Genomic DNA, 18,648 nt, shown 5'->3' with positions numbered 1-18,648 from the left:
GACAGTGCAAAAGAAAAAGGGACGGGTACATTTTTTATGGATCATTTCCAGAAAAAGGAGCTAAGCTCCTTTAAGGCTTTATAGTTAGGGTGTTAGACACCGAGTGTCTAACATGACATTTCCAGAAAAAGGAGCTAAGCTCCTTTAAGGCTTTATAGGGAAAGGGTGTTAGACACCGAGTGTCTAACATGACATTCGTAAATTGAAAATTAGTTCAGCCCATTTAAGGCGGGTTTTTTATTTTGACTGGATTTGGAGAATAGAGTAAAATTAAAGTATGCGAAAAGGCAGATGCGAATTATGGCTATTATAAATGAATTAAGGAAAATTCGGCTGAAAAAGCTGGAGGCGATTAAAAAAGCCGGATTTTCGGCTTATCCGGAAAAGACAAAAAGAACGTATAAGGTTGCAGAAGCGCTGAAAGATTTCAACAGACTATCTCGTTTGAAAAAAGAAATAATTTTGGCAGGCAGAATTAAATCCTTGAGGGGGCACGGCGGCTCAACTTTTTTGCACATTGAAGATGGTTCCGATAAAATCCAAGCCTATTTTAGAAAAGACAGAATAGGGGAGCGAGCATACCAATTTTTCTTAGATAATTTTGACATCGGCGATTTTATGGAGTTGAGAGGAATTTTATTTAAGACAAAAAAAGGAGAAAAAACAATAGAGGTCAATGATTTTAAGATGCTGGCAAAAAGTTTGTTGCCTCTGCCCGAAAAATGGCACGGATTAAAAGACATTGAGGAACGTTTTAGAAAAAGATATTTGGATTTGATTTTTAATCCAGAAGTCAAAAAGAAGTTTGAAGCTCGCTCAAAAATTATTAAAGAAATCAGAGAATTTCTGGGAAAAGAAGGTTTTTTGGAAGTGGAAACGCCAATTTTACAGCCAATTTACGGCGGAGCTACTGCCAAACCATTTAAAACTCATTTGAATGCTTTAGACCTACCTTTATTTTTAAGAATTGCGCCGGAACTTTATTTAAAACGGCTTTTGGTTGGCGGTTTTGAAAAGGTGTATGAAATAGGCAGAGTTTTTCGTAATGAAGGGGTGGATAGGGCTCATAATCCGGATTTTACTATGTTGGAATTTTATTGGGCTTATGCCGACTATAAGGACTTAATGAAACTGACCGAAAGAATGTTTGAAAGTTTCTTGAAAAAGATTTTTAATAAATTAGAAATTGAATATCAAGGGAAAAAAATTAATTTTAAGACCCCCTGGCCAAGAATAGAATTTTACAATTTGTTTAGAAAATACACCAAAATCAATTTAGAGGAAATAAACGAAAGAGCCCTAAAAAAAGAGGCAAGAAAATTAGGCATCAAAATTGAGAAGGGTGAAGGAAAACCGGAATTGGCGGATAAAATTTTTAAAAAATACTGCCAGCCGAAAATTTGGAACCCGGCTTTTATTATTCATTGTCCGGCAGCCCTAAAACCCTTAGCCAAGACCCTGGAAAACAATCCTAAAAAATCTGCCAATTTTCAGTTAATTGTTGCCGGTTGGGAAATAATTAACGCTTTTTCTGAACTGAATGACCCGATAGAACAAAAGGAAAGATTTGAAGAGCAAGAGAAATTTTTTAAAGAAGGATTGGAGGAAGCCCAGAGGATGGATACTGATTTTCTTGAGGCATTGGAGTACGGCATGCCGCCGGCCGCCGGCTTTGGCATGGGGATTGATAGATTAGTGGCGCTACTTACCGATTCGCACTCTTTGCGGGAAATTATACTTTTCCCAACAATGAAACCAAAAGAAAAATAATAAAATTTCTAAATTAGATTATGGAGATAAAAATAGTTAAAAATCAAATTAAAAGAGAAGAACTCCAAAAGCTCGCTCAAGAGCAGTTTGGTGATTTAATAAAAATAGTAGTGGATATAGAAAAAGAAATTATGGCAGTCGGAGGAGAACTGCATGCTGACGAAGAAGTAGCTTTAATGGAAGAAGACTCAAAAAGAGAAAATACTTGGGGGATTAACTTTTATCCTGGGAAATCAAAAGAAGAATGGATTGAATTTGATTCAATAATCAACATTAAGCCATCTTATGGAAATCGTTCTCGGGGGGTGGATAATCCAGAAATTAGAAAGAAAATTGGGGAAATCGTTGAAAAATTAGTAGTTAATTAATATATGGCTTTTCAACATAAAAATTTGGCAGCTGGTAGATGGCAAAAACTTTCTTTAGCTGAACAATTGGCAAACGTTGGAAGCGAGGTAAGCCGAGTCCTCCTTTGGCGAGGGAAAGATGAAAAAATCTTTGAAAATGCTATTTTACGAGCTTTGGAACTTTTTGATTTAACATTAGAAGATGTTCGTTGGCAAAAACGTTTAAGAGAAATCGCCAGGCTAAGAGAAGTGTTTTGCGATGCTGTGTCCGGGGGCAAAGAATATAAAACCACCCTTAAAGACCTTGAGCATTATTTTTTTTATTTTGCTCTTTTAGCAAGAAAAAAATATCCAAATAACAAATAACAATGTTAGACATTAAATTTATTAGAGAAAATCCAAAAAAAGTTAAAGAAGGATGTCTTAAAAAGGGAGTCAAAGTTGATATTGACCTGCTTTTGGAAGTGGATAAAAAGCGCCGAGAAACCTTACAGGACTTGGAAGACATAAGGGCCCAGAAAAATAAAGCAAACAAAGAAATCCAACAAGCCAAGGGTCAGGGGGAAAAAAGCAGGGTTATTTTAAAAATGCGAGAATTGGACAAAAACAGCGACAGATTAACCAAAACTCTAAAAACTCTGAATGAAGAATTTAATGATTTGATGCGCCGGATTCCCAATCTGCCCCAGGATGATGTTCCAACGGGAAAAGACGAGAAAGAAAATGTGGTTTTGAAGGAAGTAGGGGAAAAACCAAAGTTCGCTGAGCATCCGCTCATCTCTCGCCCTCGCTCTACTCGGGCATTTGATTTCAAGCCAAAAGATTATATGGAAATTGCCGAGAAATTGGATTTGATTGATGTTAAAAGGGCTGGAAAAGTTGCTGGCGCCAGATTTGGCTACATAAAAAGAGAAGCCGCTTTAATTGAATTCGCCTTGGTTAATTTAGCGTTTGAAGTTTTAGTAAAAGAGGGGTTTATTCCGATAATTCCACCGGTAATGTTAAAGTCAGAGATGGCTCAGGGTATGGGTTATCTGGAACAAGCAGACAAAGAAGAGGCCTATTATCTTCCCAAAGATGATTTATATTTAGTCGGAACATCAGAGCAATCAGTTGGAGTTATGTATGCCAATGAAGTTCTTGAAGAAAAAGAACTGCCGAAAAGATACGTTGGTTTTTCTACTTGCTTCCGCCGGGAAGCCGGCGCCTATGGTAAAGATACTAAAGGAATTTTGCGCGTTCATCAGTTTGATAAAATTGAAATGTTCAGTTTTACCAAACCAGAAGAGTCCAGAAAAGAGCATAAATTTTTTCTGGAAATGGAAGAGGGACTAATGCAGACGCTGAAGATTCCTTATAGGGTTTTAAATATTTGTAGCGGTGATTTGGGCCGGCCGGCTAGCGCAAAATATGACATTGAATCATGGATGCCCGGCCAAAATCAATATCGCGAAACCCATTCTACTTCTAATTGTACCGATTTTCAGGCAAGGCGGCTCAATATCCGCTACAAAGATAAAAACAATAAATTAAATTTCGTTCATACCGTAAACGGCACGGCTTTTGCTATTGGCAGAATTTTGATAGCCATTATTGAAAACTATCAGCAAAAAGACGGAAGTATTTTAGTTCCCGAAGTTTTACAAAAATACACCGGGTTCAAAAAGATTAGTCGATGAAGTTTGCCCCTTCGGGTTTGCCTTCATCTCCACCCTTCGCTACGCTCGGGTAGTCGCTGAGGGCTTCGCCCTCATCTCCGCCCCTTCGCTCCGCTCGGGTAGGCGAAGCGGAAGAGATTAATCTCTTTTCAATCTTCATCCCGCGTTGCGGGACTAGATATTTAAAAAGATTGGCTAAAGATGAATACTATTCTTATACTTCATGGTTGGGGTTGGCCAGTTTCTTCTCAACAATGGGATCGGGTTAAGGAACTTTTGGAAAGTAGGGGATACGTAGTTTTTGTGCCCGACCTTCCTGGCTTTGGTCAAACCCCGCCACCAATAAAACCCTGGGCCATAAATGATTATGTAGAATGGGTTAAAGATTTTTGCGAGAAGCATAATTTTTCGCAAATTTTTTTATTGGGACATTCCTTCGGAGGGTCAGTGGCAGCTAAGTTTTCTGTAAAATATCCTCAACTGGTTAGGAAATTAATTTTAATAGGCAGCGCTGGCATCAGAAGAAAGAGGCTTAAAAAAGAAATACAAAAAAAGGCAGCTCATTTTTTGAATAAATTTTCTTTTTTGCCTTTCTATGGATTTGTCAGGAAAATTGCCTATAAAACACTATTTCGTCACAGTGATTATTTATTGACGGAAGGAGTAATGAAAGAAACTTATCTTAACATAATAAAGGAAGATATTTCCGAAATTTTTCCAAATATCTCAGTTCCCACCTTACTTATCTGGGGCAAGAAAGACAACATAATTCCGCTTGAGCATGCTTATTTTATGAAAGAAAAAATCCCTGGAGTAAAATTAGAGATTGTTCCCAACGTTAAGCATAATCCTCATCGCGAAGCCCCAGAAATTTTAGTTGAAAAAATTTTACAATTTTTGCCATAATAGTTTATATGAAATTCATTTTTGCCATTATTTGGTTTTTAATTTTTATCAAATTATTTCTTTTTTGGCTTTGGTTATGGCAGTTAAAAGAATATCATATTGGCAGATTTTTAGCCCATTTTGAAACCCAAGCAATAAGGAAAATTCTTTCTTCTTTCTGGCGGTTAAAATTCCCAAAATTTACCCAAAAAATTATTGTTATTTCATTTAGCGGTGTTCTTTTGGCAGTTTTAATAACTTATTTCATTTTTTCTTTGCCAGATAAAGATTTTTATTTAGCTCTTTTAGCTTTTATTTTTTTTGCTCCTTTAATTTCCTCTCTTGTTGTCTTGTTTTTTCAGATACCAACCGTAATTTTGCGCCATAGAATTTTACAAAAAGCAAAAAGAAAAAGGGAGCAATTTAAAGATTTGTTGGTGGTTGGCATTACCGGCAGTTATGGAAAAACCTCTACTAAGGAATTTTTAGCCACCATTTTATCTGAAAAATTTAATGTTTTAAAGACCAAAGAGCATCAAAATTCAGAAATGGGAATTTCCCAATGTATTTTAAAGGAGTTAAAAAAAGAGCATGAGATTTTTGTTTGCGAGATGGGGGCTTATAATAAAGGGGGAATAAAATTACTTTGTCATATCATCAAGCCAAAAATTGGAATTATTACCGGAATTAATGAACAGCATTTAGCTACTTTTGGCTCAATGGAAAATTTGATTTCGGCTGAGGGCGGTTTAGAGTTAATTGAAAACTTGCCGGAAAGCGGAATAGTTTTTTTGAATGGAAAGAATGAGCTCTGTCAAAAAATTTATCAAGGAATCAAAATAAAAAAATATTTGTATGGCCAAAAGGCAGGGCTTCTTTTAGAAAATATTGAAGGGGCGAAAGTAGTGGCTAAAGAATTGGGAATGACTGATGAAGAAATTGAAAGAGCTTGTCAAAAAATAGAAAATAAGCTTCCCGGAATTCAATTTAAAAAAGCCCGCTCGCCAATAGGCAGGGGAATTAATGGCTTAAACATTATTGATGCCACTTATTCAGCTAATCCTGATGGGGTGATTTCTCATTTAGAATACTTAAAAACTTTCGCAGGCAAAAAAATTATTGTAATGCCTTGCTTGATTGAATTAGGCAAGGCATCAAAAGAAGTTCATCAAAGAATCGGCAAGAAAATCGCTGAAATTTGCGACCTGGCGATTGTCACTACCAAAGACAGATTTAAAGAAATAAAAGATGGTTCGGCAAGCTCTTCACAAAGAGGCACGGAGGTTCTATTTATGGAAAACCCCAAAGAAATTTTTAAAAAAATAAAAGAATTTTCTAAAGAAGGAGATGTGGTGCTTTTAGAAAGCAGAGTGCCAACTGAATTAATTAAACGATTAACAATTCCCTAAGTACTAAATACTTACTTAATTAACAATACCATGGCATTTTTAATTAAGCAGAATAAAATAAATACCGGTATATGAATCCCTTTAGACCAATTTCTATATCTTTATCACCGAATACTGAAAAAGATGACATTGCTTTAGCTTTAAAATTGCTTTTCCAGCCCAGGAAATGGAAAGTGTTGAAAAAATCCACAGGTGTCGAAAAATTCAACAATCAAAACCAACTGGAAGGGGAATTTAAAAAATATTTGGGGGTGAAATATGCGGTTTCTTTTAATAGTGGAAGGTCGGCCTTGATGGCGATTTTGAATTCGCTTGGTTTAAATAAAGACGATGAAGTTTTGCTTCAGGCATTTACCTGCAATGCGGTCGTCAACCCAATTTTATGGACAGGATTAAAGCCAGTTTACGTTGATTGTGACGAAAAAACTTTTAATATTGATATTGAAGACCTTAAAAGGAAAATTACGTCGCGGAGCCGGGTGGTAATGGTTCAACATACCTTTGGTTTGCCAGCAGATATAGATGAAATTTTAGAAATTTGTCAAAAAAACAATTTAATTTTAATTGAGGACTGCGCCCATTCTTTGGGGGCTGAATATGGTTCTCGAGCGAAGCGAGAGAACCGGTCCTCCACTTTTCAGCCTCGCTACGTTTCGGGAAAAGTTGGGACTTTTGGCAGGGCAGCTTTTTTTAGTTTTTCCAGAGACAAAGTAATTTCTTCGGTCTACGGCGGAATGGCTGTAACCAACGATGATGAATTAGCAAAAAAACTCAAAGAGTTTCAGGAGAAAATTGGTTATCCTTCTTGTCGCTGGATTTTTCAGCAGTTGTTGCATCCAATTTTGATGAATTATTTGATTTTGCCCACCTATTCAATTTCTTGCCCCGTAGGAAACCGAAGGTTTTCCTTCGGGGTTGGGAAATATCTTTTAGTTTTACTTCAATGGCTTCAGATTTTATCAAAAGCCGTTCACTGGAAAGAAAAAAGAGGCAGGAAGCCCGGCTATTTTCCGAAACGACTTCCAAATGCTTTGGCAGTTTTAGCCCTAAATCAATTTAAAAAATTAGAAAAACTTAATCAAAACCGTAAGGAGCTAAGCTCCTTTTATTATAATGAGATAAAGGAGCTAAGCTCCTTTGGGCTTCCGCCAAGTCCCGATGACAGAAAGCAAGTTTTTTTAAGATTTACTATAAAACACAAAAAAGCCCACGAAATTATTGAAAAAGCCTGGCAGAAAAATCTTTTAATAGGGGATTGGTATGATAAAGTTATTGCTCCCCATGATACCAGATTAGAAAAAATGCAATATATTGCGGGCAGTTGCCCAAAAGCCGAAAAATTAGTTAAAGAAACCCTAAATTTACCAACTCACATCAATATTTCTACAAGGGAAGCTAAAAAAATTGTAGATTTTCTTAAACTATTCTCTGATTAATTTATACCACAAATTATACGATCGTAGAAATTATGGTATATTATATATAGTGTTTTGGTTTATTTTCAACTTATTATTTATAGATATTATTTAGGACTATAATGATTGACAATCCTTTAAGGGAAAGATACACGGGTTTCACCCGTGTATCTGTAGAATTAACAAATTCCAAAATCCAAAATAGATTATTAAATAAAAATGGAAATTAGGGAAATCAAAGACAAAAATATTTGGGAGAATTTTCTTTTAAAATGTATTGATAAGACGTTTTTGCAGTCCTGGAATTGGGGAGAATTTAATCAAAAAATGGGTAATAAAATTTGGAGATTGGCAATATATAATGACAGAGAACTGTTCTCTGTTGTTTTGGTGTCAAAGATTTCCGCTAAAAGGGGAACCTTTCTTTTAATTCAGCATGGACCCGGTGCGAAAATCCAAAATCCAAAATCCAAAACCCAAATATTAGAAATTCTATTAGAAGAGTTAAAAAGAATTGGCCGGAAAGAGAAAGTGGATTTTGTAAGAATGGCGCCGCTTTGGGAAAGAAATAAAGAAAATCAGGAAATTTTCAAAAAATTAGGTTTTAGAGAAGCGCCAATACATGCCAATGCTTATGAAGCCACCTGGAAATTAGATATTACTTTGTCAGAAGAAGAACTTTTGAAGAATATGCGGAAGACGACCCGTTATTTAATCCGCCAGGCGCAAAAAAATAACGATATTGAAATTTTTCAAGCCTGGGAAGCGAACAATGTTGAGACCTTTAATAAAATTCATCAAGAGGTTGTTAAGGTTCAAAAATTTATTCCTTTTTCCCTGGAACATTTTAAAAATGAACTTTTGGCTTTTCAAAAAGACAATCAAGTAAGGTTATTTTTCGGAAAATATAAAGGGGAAACCGTTGCCTCGGCTTTTGTCCTTTTTTGGTCAAATATCGGCTTTTATCACCACGCCGCTTTACTGCCGCAATATCACAAAACCCCGGTTTCTTATTTACTTTTATGGGAAGCAATAAAAGAGGCAAAAAAAAGAGGCTGTTTTTTGTTTGATTTTTGGGGATTTGTTGACCCGAAAAAACAAACGAATCATCCCTGGACAGGCCCCACCCTGTTTAAGATGGGTTTTGGCGGCAGGTCTTATGAATATGTTAAGACCCAGGATTTTCCTTTGTCCAAAAAATATTGGCTTACTTGTTTTTTTGAAAAAATAAGAAAAATCAAACGTGGCCTATAAGATGGTGAAACAATACAGAAAACCCCTTCGGTTTAAAAAAAGAAAACTGATTTATGGCCAGCGATTTTTTTGGCCAACCCTTTTGGTTTTAATAATCAGCGGAGGTTTTTTTTATCTTCTTTTTTCTTCTCCCATTTTCCAAATTAAAAAAATAGAAATTACAGGCAATCAAAAAATTTCAACCGGAGAAATCCAAAATTTAATTCAAACTCAAATTAAAAAAAGAATGTTGTTTTTTGACACAAAAAGTATTTTTTTGGCAAGGTTGAACAAAATAGATGAGGTGATTTTAAAAGAATTCCCCCAAATTGCTGAAACGAATTCCAAGAGAAGATTTCCCGATACCTTAAAAATAGGAATTAAAGAAAGGAAGCCGTTGGCAATTTTTTCCGACAGTGAAAATTATTTTTTAATTGACCGACAAGGAATAATTTTTGAGCAGGTTGGCTCGGATTATCAAGGGCTAAAAATTAAAAACTTAATTTTAATTGAAAGTCCGAAATTGGGCCAGAGGGCGGTTGAGAAAGAAAAATTAAAACAGATTTTTGAAATTGAATCCAAGCTGAAAGACGAGTTAAAAATTTTAATTTCCGAGGCCTCAATTGTCTCTGAAAAAAGATTGAACATTAAAACCTTAGAAGGTTGGCAGATTTATTTTAACCCGACAAAAGATATTAAAAATCAACTTTTCAATTTAATTTTAACTTTAAGAGAAAAAATTCCACCCGAGGGTTGGAAAAATTTAGAATACATTGATTTAAGATTTGAAGGCAGGGTTTATTATAAATTCTTAAATTAGCGTCCTTGATAATTATTTTAAATTTATTATAATAGCAATATGACAGAAGAAGAAACAAAACAAGTAAAATCTGAAGAAGAAAAAAAACTTGAAAAAAAACTTGAGGACTGCCAGAAGCAAAAAGACGACTATTTGGCCGGCTGGCAACGTTCGCGCGCCGATTTTCTAAATTACAAAAAAGAAGAGATGGAAAGAATAGCTGGTTTTTTGAAATATGCCGAAGAAGAGTTTGTTTTAAAAATTTTGCCAATTTTGGATAATTTTGACATTGGAGAGAAAAAATTACCTGAAAACCTGAAAGAAAATGAAAGTGTCAGGGGAATTTTGCAAATTAAGACCCAAATTTTGGATTTTTTAAAGGTTTGGGGGGTTGAAGAAATAAAAACAACGGTTGGTGAAAAATTTGACCCGAATTTTCATGAAGCAATTGAGCAAGTTGAATTAAAAGATAAAGAGCCAGGTGTTATTGACGAAGAAATCCAAAAGGGATATAAAATTAACAGCAGGTTATTAAGGCCCGCCAGGGTGAGGGTTACCAAGTAATCCGAAACCCTGTACCGAATCCGAAGGTTCTGGTACTGGGGTAAAGGTAGTCAAATAAGCTCGGCAACAAAATTTCAGAATTTCCGCTCGGCGAACCATTCAGGGAGCACGCAGTCGGCTTAATTTGAAAAACGAGAGTAATCTTCAGCCGCTGCTATTACTCGCCAAGCCGCACCAGGACTTTCTGAATTTTCAGACCCAATCTAAGGCTTGGCTGCGTAATGCTCCCTTCATAGTTCGCCTCGCTGCAAGATTTTCTGAAACTTGTTGCCTCGCTTTCAATAAAACATATGAGTAAAATATTAGGTATTGATTTGGGAACCACTTTTTCGGCCATGGCCGTGATGGAAAGCGGAGAACCGAAAATTATTGAGAATAAAGAAGGAGCCAGAACCACTCCTTCGGTTGTTGCTTTAACCAAGGCCGGAGAAAGGTTAATTGGTATTTTAGCCAAAAGACAGCAGGTAACAAACCATAAAAACACTATTTTTTCCGCCAAGCGTCTGGTTGGACGACGTTTTTCCGACCCAGTGATTCAAAAAGACAAAAAACTTTTACCTTATGAAATAAAAGAGGCCTCAGATGGCGGGGTTGAGATAAAAATGGCGGAAAAATGGTTTAAACCAGCTGAAATTTCAGCCATGGTTTTGCAGAAACTAAAGGTTGATGCTGAAGAGAAATTAGGAGAAAAAATAACAGAAGCAATAATTACCTGCCCGGCTTATTTTGATGATTCCCAGAGAAAAGCAACCAAGGTGGCTGGAGAAATTGCCGGTTTTAATGTAAAAATGATTATTAACGAGCCAACAGCTGCTGCTTTGGCTTATGGTTTGACCAAAAAGGCAGGTCAGCAGATTTTGGTCTATGATTTTGGCGGCGGGACTTTTGATGTTTCAATCTTGGATATTAAAAAAGACCCTGATACAGTAGAAGTTATTGGCGTAGGTGGAGACACCCATCTTGGCGGAGATGATTTTGACCAAAGAATAATGGATTGGCTGGTTGCCGAATTCAAGAAACAGGAAGGCATTGATTTATCAAAAGATACCTTGGCTTTGCAAAGAATAAAGGAGTCGGCCGAAAAAGCAAAAATTGAATTATCTTCTGTTTTGGAAACGGAAATCAATCTGCCTTTTATTTCAGCCGATTCTTCGGGACCAAAACATTTTTACTATAAATTAACCAGAGCAAGGCTAAAAGAATTAGTCGCTGACTACATTGCCAAATCAATGGATTTGGTTAAACAAACCTTAAAAGAGACCAAACTTGGACCCAAGGACATAGAAGAGGTTATCTTAGTCGGCGGACAAACAAGAATGCCGGCTATACAGGATGCGGTCAAAAATCTTTTTAACAAAGAGCCAAATAAATCAATTAATCCTGATGAAGTAGTGGCAATCGGAGCGGCCATACAGGGCGCAATTATGGGAGGAGAGGCAAAAGAAGTTCTTTTACTGGATGCCACCCCCCTTTCTTTGGGTATTGAAACATTAGGGGGGGTGAACACCATTTTGATTCCCAAAAACACTATTTACCCAACAACAAAAAGCCAGATATTTTCCACGGCTGCTGATAACCAGACCTCAGTAGAGATTCATATTTTACAAGGAGAACGGCCAATGGCTCAAGACAATAAAAGTTTGGGCAGGTTTATTTTAGACGGCATTCCGCCGTCTCCTCGGGGACTTCCTCAAATTGAAGTAACTTTTGATGTTGACGCCAATGGCATTTTAAATGTTTTGGCTAAAGATAAAGCAACCGGAAAATCGCAATCAATAAAGATAGAGGGTTCAATTGGCATATCAAAAGAGGAAATTGAAAAAATGAAAAAAGAGGCGGAAATCTATTTAGCTGAAGACCAGAAAAAAAGAGAGTTAATTGAAGTCAGGAATTTAACCGATAATTTGATTTATACGACCGAAAAGACATTGAAAGAAATGGGAGAAAAAATTCCTTCGGATACAAAAAAAGAAATTGAAGAAAAACTTGAAGAATTAAAAAAAGTCAAAGAAAGTCATAATATAGAAGAAATAAAACAAAAAACAGCTGATTTGTCTCAGACAATTCAGAAAATCGGGGCAGATATGTATAAAGCCACTGACAAAGAAAAACCGGAGGGAGAAAAACCAAAAGAGGAACCGAAAGCCGAAGAAGGCGACTATAAAGAAAAACCTTAAAACTTAAAACGTGAAACTTGAAACCCAAGACGGGCTTTTAAAAATGTTTCATGTACATATTTCATGAGTAAAGATTACTATCAAATTTTAGGCGTGTCTCGGAATGCTTCTGCAGAAGAAATAAAAAAGGCCTTTCACAAGTTAGCCCATAAACACCATCCACACAAAGGCGGAGATGAGAAAAAATTTAAAGAGATAAACGAGGCCTACCAAGTTCTTTCCGATAAAGAAAAAAGAACCCAATATGACAAATTTGGCCGGGTTTTTGAACCGGGAGCAGAAACGGGTTTTGATTTTCAATGGGCTTGGGGGAAACCAGAAGGCGCTGATTTTGAAGATATTTTCCGAACCGATTTTGGCGACTTGAGCGAAATAATGGAAGATTTTTTCGGATTTGGCGGCCGCCGCCAGAAAAAAGATTTTAAAAAAGGAAAAGACATTGCCATTGATTTGGAAATTTCTCTGCAAGATACATTAAAAGGAAAGGAGCAAATAATAACTTTATATAAAATGATTAATTGTTCCCGTTGCGCAGGAACCGGAGCAGAGCCGGGAACAAAAATTCAGGAATGTTTTTCCTGTCGGGGCAAAGGCCAGGTTCAGCAAATCAAAAAAACTTATTTCGGCTCTTTTACCCGTTGGATAATCTGTCCGGAATGCCGAGGCGAGGGTTATCGGCCGGAAAAATTTTGTAATGTTTGTCAAGGCGAGGGAAGAATAAAAGCTCAGGACAATATTAAAATTTGGATTCCGGCCGGAGTTGATACCAATCAGGAAATTAGAATTGAGGGCAAGGGCGAAGCCGGGAAACGAGGTGGAAAATCGGGCGATTTATATGTCAGAATTTTGGTAAAGCGTCACCCGGTTTTTAAGAGAAGGGGAGATGATTTGTATATTTCTCTGCCTATAACCTTTACTCAGGCGGCTTTGGGAGATGAGATTGAAGCGCCAACTTTAGACGAAAAAAATTTTTTATTGAAAGTGCCGGCCGGCCTTGAATCCGGGAAAATTTTGCGAATTTCCGGCAAAGGCATTCCTCATTTTTCCGGTTACGGCAAAGGAAATTTATATATTGAATTGATTGTCAAAACGCCGAAAAAATTAACCAAAAAACAAAAAGAATTGTTAGAAGAGCTGAAGCGACAGGGAATATAAATCAAAACTAATGTTCAGGGTTCTACCCTGAACAGTTGCGAGAAAATTTCTAAAAGAAATTTTGTCTAGGGCCCCCGTAGCTCAATTGGTAGAGCAATTCCCTTTTAAGGAAGTGGTTCTGCGTTCGAGTCGCGGCGGGGGCATATTTTTAGAATAATAAAGTATAATAATAACATGATGGAAAAAAACAAAAAAATAATTTTCGCTTTTTTAATAATATCTTCAATCGGATTAAGTCTTATTGCCGGTTTTTTCTTTGGCAAGTTTCAGGTGGTTTGTCCGGTTTGTCCGGCCGAAGATGTTGATTTCTCCCTTTTTTGGGAGGCTTATCATAAACTTCAGGAAAAATTTGTTGATAAAGAAAAGCTTGATATTGAGAAGATGATTTATGGGGCCATTTCGGGAATGGTTCAGTCCTTGAACGATCCCCATACTATTTTTTTAACCCCAACTGAAACAAAAAAATTTTTAGAAGGAGTTGCCGGTCGCTTTGAAGGCGTTGGAATGGAAATTGGAACTAGGAAAGGTCAGCTCCAGGTAATTTCACCCCTAAAAGACAGTCCGGCAAAAAAGGCTGGCTTAAGAGCTGGCGACTTAATTATGGAAATAGATGGAAAGCCGACTACCAATATAACCATAATTGAAGCGGTTAACTTAATCAGAGGACCAAAAGGAACACAGGTTGTTCTGACAATTTATCGGTCTGGCTGGGAAAAACCAAAGGAAATTGAAATTACCAGGGCTGTAATTGAGGTTCCTCCCTTAAAATGGGAAATAATTGAAGGCAATATTGTTCATTTTGAACTTTACCATTTTTCTGACCGGTCTGGTTATGATTTCAGAAAAGCAGCCATTGAAATTTTAAGAAGCCCGGCTGAAAAAATAATTTTAGACCTTCGCAATAATCCCGGCGGCTATTTGGAGATTGCAGTGGAAATTGCCGGCTGGTTTTTGAATAGAGGAGAGATTGTGGCTATTGAAGATTTTGGCAATAAAAAAGAGCCGAAAACTTACTTTGCCGAGGGAAACGCTAAATTACTGCCTTACCCCCTAATTATTTTAATAAATGAAGGAACGGCTTCAGGAGCCGAAATTTTAGCCGGCGCTTTGCGAGATAACCGCGGTATAAAATTAATCGGCGAAAAATCTTTCGGCAAGGGCTCTATTCAAGAGCTGGCCGGATTAAAGGGGGGATCGGCTTTAAAAATTACCATTGCCAGATGGCTGACCCCAAAAAAAGAACTTATTACTGATAGGGGCTTGGAACCAGATATAAAAGTTGAAATGACTGATGAGGATTATGAAAAAGAGCGTGACCCACAGTTGGACAAAGCTATTGAAGTAATAAGAGAAATGAGATAGAATATGAATTAAAACGCAAAACGCAATGCTTAAAACGCAAAATCACAACTTAAAGTTCAAAACTAATTTATTGAAAAAGTTTTAAATTTTACGCTGTAGCTTTGAGTTTTACACTTTGAATTTTGAGTTTTTTATTATGCTGGTTATTCTTCTTCAAGACATCGAAAAACTTGGTAAAAAATATGACATAAAAGAGGTGGCAGATGGTTATGCCAGGAATTTTTTAATTCCTAAGGGCTTGGTAAAAGAAGCAACCAAGGAAGTATTGAAGTGGCTGGAAACCCAAAAAGAAGCAGAAGCAAAAAAAGCCGAACAAGAGCTTAAGAAAAACCAGGATTTGGCTTCAGCCATTGACGGTCAAGAAGTGATAATTCCCATTAAAATCAGCAAGGACGAGCAGCTTTTTGAATCAGTCACTTCTCAAAAAATTTTTGAAAAGTTAAAAGAGCTCGGTTTTGAAATTAAAAAAAGCCAAATTGAATTGGAAAAACCAATTAAGGAACTGGGAGAGTTTCCGATAAAAATTAAATTTAAACACAATCTGGAAGTAGAAATAAGAGTAATTGTTGCTGAGGAAAAATAATGCCAAAATATATTTTTGTTGCTGGCGGGGTGATGTCCGGCATTGGCAAAGGAGTAGCCACAGCCAGTATTGGAAAAATTTTGCAAAGCAAGGGTTTTAAGGTAACGGCCATTAAGATTGACCCTTATATTAATGTTGATGCCGGGACAATGAATCCCATTGAACATGGCGAGATTTTCGTGACCAAGGATGGTGTGGAGTGCGATCAGGACGTGGGAAATTACGAAAGATTTTTAAACGAGGAATTAACCACTGAAAATTATATTACCACTGGCCGAGTTTATCAGGCAGTAATTTCGCGAGAAAGAAATTTAGAATATGGAGGAAAATGCGTTGAAGTGGTTCCTCATATTCCAGAAGAGGTAATTTCTCGAATAAAAAAAGCAGCCAAAAAAACCAAGTTCAAAGAGCTTCGCTCTTCTCACGCTGAGCCTTGTGATAGCGAGGCGAAGGGGGAGAAGAGAACAAAATTTTCTTCGACCGCCTCAGCTAAAGCTTCGGCGGCTGATTTTGTTTTAATAGAAATTGGGGGAACAGTAGGGGAGTATCAAAATCTTCTCTTTCTGGAAGCAGCCAGAATGATGCGCTTGAAAGAACCAAAAAATGTTCTTTTTATTTTAGTCAGCTATTTACCAATTCCAGAAATGATTGGAGAAATGAAAACTAAACCGACCCAAACAGCCGTCAGGGCCCTCAATACAGCTGGAATTCAACCAGACATTATTTTAGGCCGCTCAAGAATACCTTTAGATGAACCAAGAAAAAGAAAAATATCTATCTTTTGTAATGTAGATATCAAAGATGTAATTTCAGCTCCTGATATTAAGTCAATTTACGAAGTGCCTCTTAATTTTGAGAAGGAAAATTTGGGAAATAGAATTTTGAAAAAATTTGGCCTGAGAACGAAGAAAAAGAATTTAAAAGATTGGGAGAGATTAGTGAAAGTGATTAAAACTGCTAAAACAGGGGTTAAAATCGGAATGGTTGGAAAATATTTTGAAACAGGCAAATTTACTTTAATGGATTCTTATATTTCCATAATTGAAGCAATAAAGCATGCCTGCTGGTTCCATAAAAGAAAACCCGAGATTTATTGGATAGGAGCTGAAAAATATGAAAAGAATCCCCAATTAGTTAGAGAGTTAAAAAATTATGATGGAATAATTGTTCCTGGCGGTTTTGGAAGCAGGGGAGTGGAGGGAAAGATAAAAGCAATTGAATTTTGCCGAAAACAAAAAATCCCTTTCTTGGGACTTTGTCTCGGAATGCAGTTAGCAGTAGTTGAATTTGCCAGGAATGTTTGCGGTTTGAAAAAAGCGAATTCAACCGAATTTTTATCAAACTGTCCCTGTCCGGTAATTGATGTGATGTCCGAGCAAAGAGCTCTTTTGAAAGGAAAAAAATATGGGGGAACGATGAGATTAGGAGCTTATTTATGCGAGATTAAGCCAAAAACCAAGGCCTTTTCAGCCTACAGGTGTAATTTTACCTCTGAACGTCATCGGCACCGCTACGAGCTAAATAATGAGTTTAGAGAGGTTTTAGAAAGGCGGGGGATGGTTATGGCCGGGATTAATCCTGAAAAAGATCTGGTTGAAATAATTGAACTCAAAAATCATCCCTTTTTTGTCGCCAGTCAATTTCATCCTGAATTTAAATCAAAGCCCTTAAATCCCCACCCCTTATTTAGAGAATTTGTTAGAATAGCGACGAAATTAAGAGGAAACAGATAATATATGCTTAATTCGCACGATCGTGCGAATTAGCAACATTATTAGAGTAACCTTAGTAACCAATGATACCTATTCCACATTAACAATTTTGGCGATCCGCTGAGAATTATCAAACCCTTTTTTTCTTTTAGTTGAAAATTTAACCAGCCCTTCTTTTAAAGCATAAAGAGTGTCATCGCTCCCACGGGCAACATTTTTTCCGGGTAGAAATTTTGTTCCTCTTTGACGAATGATAATACTGCCAATTTTTGTTTTTTGACCATCAAAAAGTTTAACCCCGAGGTATTTAGGACGCGAATCCCTGCCTAATTTAGTTGTTCCAGTAGCCTTAGTTTTTGCCATATAAAATTATGTTAGCAAAAATCAAAGAATTTGTCAAAGATTATCAATCCGATATAATATTAGTAATTGGCGTCATTTTAATTTCTCTCTTTTCTTTTGCCTTGGGCTATATCGTGGCAAAGCAACAAGAAAAAGAACCAATAAGAATAGAATTTTATGAAAGTAGCCATCATTGGAGCGGGAATAACGGGCCTATATTTAGCCTGGAAATTAGCTGAAAAAGGCGAGGAGGTGAAGGTTTTTGAAAAAAAAGAAAAAATTGGAAAGGAAGTTTGTTCTGGTCTTTTTTCAGAAAGAATTTTAAAATTCATTCCCGAGAGCAAAAAATTAATTCAAAATCAGATAGAGTCTTGTCTGATTCATTTCCCAAAAAGGACATTAAAAATTAATTTTTCTAGACAATTTCTGGTAATGAGCCATTTTGAACTTGATAATTTAGTTAAAAATAAAGCTCAAAGAGCCGGCGCGAAAATTATCTTAAATTATAATGTAACGAAGCAAGGCCTCGTTACATTACAAAATGGTTTTGAAAGGGTAATTGGTTGCGATGGAGCGAATTCGGTGGTCAGGGAAAAATTGGGCTTACCAACACCTGACTATCGTTTAGCAATTCAAGGATTTATTCCAAAAAGTGACTATTCAAGTTATGTGGAAACTTGGCCGGTAAAACAGGGTTTTATATGGAAGATTCCTCGGAAAAAAGAAATAGAATATGGGATCATCGCCAGCCCAAAAGAAGCTAAACTCCTTTTTGAAGAATTTTTAAAGGAAAATAATCTTCATTTAGAAAGAATAAATTCAGCAATAGTTCCCCAGGGTTTGATAATTCCTTCTCACTCAACCATTACCCTTTGCGGCGATGCGGCCGGTCTTACCAAGCCCTGGAGCGGGGGAGGGGTAATTTGGGGATTGATAGCCGCTGATTTGCTCTTAAAAAATTTTCCAGATTTTTTAAAATACCAAAAAGAAATAAAAAAGTTTTTTTCAGTAAAAATTCTTTTTTCGAAGATAGCTACTAAAATGGTTTATTTTTTCGGATTTAAAATTCCTTGGATTTTGCCGAAAAATTATAAAATTGAAAGCGATTTTTTAATGTAAATTTATGTCAGATAAAATAAAAAACATTCCAAAACACGTCGCCGTTATTCCTGATGGTAACCGGCGCTGGGCGAGAAAACGGGGATTAAAACCCTGGATTGGCCATCAAGAGGGGGTA

General features: G+C 36.6%; 20 protein-coding genes and 1 tRNA gene. 19 read left to right on the top strand and 2 right to left on the bottom strand.

The window, feature by feature from the left end:
* The first annotated feature begins 300 nt into the window (after window positions 1-300).
* Genes lysS through serS form a run of 4 tightly spaced genes read left to right on the top strand, consistent with a single transcriptional unit; the run spans window position 301 to window position 3,796 of the window.
* Window positions 301-1,770, top strand: a complete 1,470-nt coding sequence (lysS, locus tag KY055_01965; GenBank protein ID MBZ1345380.1) for a lysine--tRNA ligase — start codon at window positions 301-303, stop codon at window positions 1,768-1,770.
* Between the two features lie 20 nt (window positions 1,771-1,790).
* Window positions 1,791-2,138, top strand: a complete 348-nt coding sequence (locus KY055_01960) for a hypothetical protein (protein ID MBZ1345379.1) — start codon at window positions 1,791-1,793, stop codon at window positions 2,136-2,138.
* A 3-nt stretch (window positions 2,139-2,141) separates the two neighbouring features.
* On the top strand, window positions 2,142-2,483 hold the full coding sequence (locus KY055_01955; protein ID MBZ1345378.1) for a hypothetical protein: 342 nt from the start codon (window positions 2,142-2,144) through the stop codon (window positions 2,481-2,483).
* Between the two features lie 2 nt (window positions 2,484-2,485).
* A complete protein-coding gene (serS, locus tag KY055_01950; GenBank protein MBZ1345377.1) occupies window positions 2,486-3,796 on the top strand; it encodes a serine--tRNA ligase in 1,311 nt (436 codons plus the stop codon).
* On the opposite strand, the gene KY055_01945 is transcribed toward serS, so the two are convergent.
* Window positions 3,786-3,935: a hypothetical protein gene (locus KY055_01945; GenBank protein MBZ1345376.1), complete on the bottom strand. Its 150-nt coding sequence runs from the start codon at window positions 3,933-3,935 to the stop codon at window positions 3,786-3,788. The two genes, serS and KY055_01945, sit on opposite strands and share 11 nt — an antisense overlap.
* Window positions 3,936-3,976: 41 nt before the next feature.
* Between KY055_01945 and KY055_01940 the strand changes: the two genes are divergently transcribed.
* The 12 genes from KY055_01940 (at window position 3,977) to KY055_01885 (ending at window position 17,090) form a co-directional block, all read left to right on the top strand.
* Window positions 3,977-4,681 carry an alpha/beta hydrolase gene (locus KY055_01940; protein ID MBZ1345375.1) on the top strand — a complete coding sequence of 235 codons (705 nt, stop codon included), beginning with the start codon at window positions 3,977-3,979 and terminating at the stop codon, window positions 4,679-4,681.
* 8 nt (window positions 4,682-4,689) lie between these two features.
* Complete coding sequence (locus tag KY055_01935) at window positions 4,690-6,069, top strand: hypothetical protein (GenBank protein ID MBZ1345374.1); 1,380 nt, start codon at window positions 4,690-4,692, stop codon at window positions 6,067-6,069.
* 71 nt (window positions 6,070-6,140) lie between these two features.
* Window positions 6,141-7,505: an aminotransferase class I/II-fold pyridoxal phosphate-dependent enzyme gene (locus tag KY055_01930; protein MBZ1345373.1), complete on the top strand. Its 1,365-nt coding sequence runs from the start codon at window positions 6,141-6,143 to the stop codon at window positions 7,503-7,505.
* A 198-nt stretch (window positions 7,506-7,703) separates the two neighbouring features.
* On the top strand, window positions 7,704-8,738 hold the full coding sequence (locus tag KY055_01925; protein MBZ1345372.1) for a peptidoglycan bridge formation glycyltransferase FemA/FemB family protein: 1,035 nt from the start codon (window positions 7,704-7,706) through the stop codon (window positions 8,736-8,738).
* A gap of 1 nt (window position 8,739) precedes the next feature.
* A complete protein-coding gene (locus tag KY055_01920; protein MBZ1345371.1) occupies window positions 8,740-9,537 on the top strand; it encodes an FtsQ-type POTRA domain-containing protein in 798 nt (265 codons plus the stop codon).
* Window positions 9,538-9,576: 39 nt separating this feature from the next.
* On the top strand, window positions 9,577-10,080 hold the full coding sequence (locus KY055_01915; protein ID MBZ1345370.1) for a nucleotide exchange factor GrpE: 504 nt from the start codon (window positions 9,577-9,579) through the stop codon (window positions 10,078-10,080).
* Between the two features lie 290 nt (window positions 10,081-10,370).
* On the top strand, window positions 10,371-12,257 hold the full coding sequence (gene dnaK / locus KY055_01910) for a molecular chaperone DnaK (GenBank protein MBZ1345369.1): 1,887 nt from the start codon (window positions 10,371-10,373) through the stop codon (window positions 12,255-12,257).
* 63 nt (window positions 12,258-12,320) lie between these two features.
* Window positions 12,321-13,412 carry a molecular chaperone DnaJ gene (gene dnaJ, locus KY055_01905; GenBank protein ID MBZ1345368.1) on the top strand — a complete coding sequence of 364 codons (1,092 nt, stop codon included), beginning with the start codon at window positions 12,321-12,323 and terminating at the stop codon, window positions 13,410-13,412.
* Window positions 13,413-13,482: 70 nt separating this feature from the next.
* Window positions 13,483-13,555, top strand: a tRNA-Lys gene (locus KY055_01900).
* Window positions 13,556-13,586: 31 nt separating this feature from the next.
* Window positions 13,587-14,774 (top strand): S41 family peptidase, encoded by a 1,188-nt coding sequence (locus tag KY055_01895; protein ID MBZ1345367.1) that lies wholly within the window; start codon window positions 13,587-13,589, stop codon window positions 14,772-14,774.
* 136 nt (window positions 14,775-14,910) lie between these two features.
* Window positions 14,911-15,357, top strand: a complete 447-nt coding sequence (rplI, locus tag KY055_01890; GenBank protein MBZ1345366.1) for a 50S ribosomal protein L9 — start codon at window positions 14,911-14,913, stop codon at window positions 15,355-15,357.
* Complete coding sequence (locus KY055_01885) at window positions 15,357-17,090, top strand: CTP synthase (GenBank protein ID MBZ1345365.1); 1,734 nt, start codon at window positions 15,357-15,359, stop codon at window positions 17,088-17,090. Before rplI ends, KY055_01885 begins: the two co-directional genes overlap by 1 nt.
* Window positions 17,091-17,159: 69 nt before the next feature.
* On the opposite strand, the gene rpmA is transcribed toward KY055_01885, so the two are convergent.
* Complete coding sequence (rpmA, locus tag KY055_01880) at window positions 17,160-17,432, bottom strand: 50S ribosomal protein L27 (GenBank protein ID MBZ1345364.1); 273 nt, start codon at window positions 17,430-17,432, stop codon at window positions 17,160-17,162.
* Between the two features lie 8 nt (window positions 17,433-17,440).
* Between rpmA and KY055_01875 the strand changes: the two genes are divergently transcribed.
* The 3 genes from KY055_01875 to KY055_01865 all read left to right on the top strand — a co-directional run.
* Complete coding sequence (locus KY055_01875) at window positions 17,441-17,650, top strand: hypothetical protein (GenBank protein MBZ1345363.1); 210 nt, start codon at window positions 17,441-17,443, stop codon at window positions 17,648-17,650.
* Window positions 17,589-18,530 carry an NAD(P)/FAD-dependent oxidoreductase gene (locus KY055_01870; protein ID MBZ1345362.1) on the top strand — a complete coding sequence of 314 codons (942 nt, stop codon included), beginning with the start codon at window positions 17,589-17,591 and terminating at the stop codon, window positions 18,528-18,530. The genes KY055_01875 and KY055_01870 overlap by 62 nt, the downstream gene beginning before the upstream one ends.
* Before the next feature lie 4 nt (window positions 18,531-18,534).
* The coding region (locus KY055_01865) for an undecaprenyl diphosphate synthase family protein (protein MBZ1345361.1) at window positions 18,535-18,648 on the top strand (114 nt) is incomplete at its 3' end.

Source organism: Candidatus Nealsonbacteria bacterium, assembly GCA_019923625.1.
Classification (GTDB): domain Bacteria; phylum Patescibacteriota; class Minisyncoccia; order Minisyncoccales; family RBG-13-42-11; genus JAHXGN01.
Note: the sequence above shows the minus strand (reverse complement) of the source record. Positions and strands in the feature narration are given on the sequence as shown.